Raw genomic sequence first — 920 nt, 5'->3', positions numbered from 1 at the left:
AACGGCATTGCACAATGGCTCAAGACCTCTATCGCCGAGCGTCAGGGCGCTCCCGGCTACGGTATCTGTCTGGGAACGGATGTGGCGCTGCCGGCGCGGCTACAGTGGCAGGCCTATCGTGCGGTCATCGAGGATGTCGAAGGACCAGGTACAGTGCCCACGACGTCGCCCTTCGACAAGAGCCGACTGCGCTGGCGTCTGATGGAGCTGTTGCCCAAGGCGTTGATGGATCCGCTGTTCGCGCCTCTGGAACGCTATCTGCGCGACGATGATGAGCGCCGCAAGCACTACCAGCTGGCAGAGCGCCTGGCCGACCTGTTCGACCAGTATCAGGTATACCGGGCAGACTGGCTGAGCGCCTGGGAAAAGGGTGACGACAGCCTGGTCCTACCCGGCAATCGCCGCATACCGGTGCCAGAAGAGCAGCGCTGGCAACCCGCCCTGTGGCGCATGATCGGCGACTCCCTGGAGGACGGCCTGCGTCACACCCATCGCGGCGCCATTCATCAGCGTTTCAAGGCCGCCGCAGAGACCCTGCAGCAGCGTCCCGACGAGCTGCCGCCGCGTATCGTGGTGTTCGGCATCTCGTCCCTGCCACAGCAGACGCTTGAAGTTCTCGCGGCTCTCTCCGGGGTCTGCGAGGTGGTGCTGTGCCTGCTCAATCCCTGCCAGTTCTACTGGGGCGAGATCATCGAGACCCAGGAAGTGCTGCGTCGCCATGTGCGTCAGCGCCGGCGTGAAGGCATGCCCGCCGACCTGCATCAGTCGCTGGAACACCTGCACCTGCACGCCCACCCATTGCTGGCGGCCTGGGGCAAGCAGGGCCGCGACTACCTGCAGCTGCTGAGCGAACATGACCATACCGATGTCGAGGCCATGAGCGCCCTGCTCGATGGCGCCGTCGACCTGTTTCTCGAACC

Annotated in this window: 1 protein-coding gene; it reads left to right on the top strand. The window is 64.6% G+C overall.

Features of this window, described 5'->3' with window-relative positions:
- Positions 1-920, top strand: a 920-nt coding sequence (locus KUW18_RS19575; protein ID WP_222562194.1) for an exodeoxyribonuclease V subunit gamma, incomplete at both ends; no start/stop codon positions are given.

The sequence above is a fragment of the Halomonas sp. DP5Y7-2 genome, from assembly GCF_019802025.1.
In the GTDB taxonomy this organism is placed as follows: Bacteria; Pseudomonadota; Gammaproteobacteria; order Pseudomonadales; family Halomonadaceae; genus Halomonas; species Halomonas litopenaei_A.
Note: the sequence above shows the minus strand (reverse complement) of the source record. Positions and strands in the feature narration are given on the sequence as shown.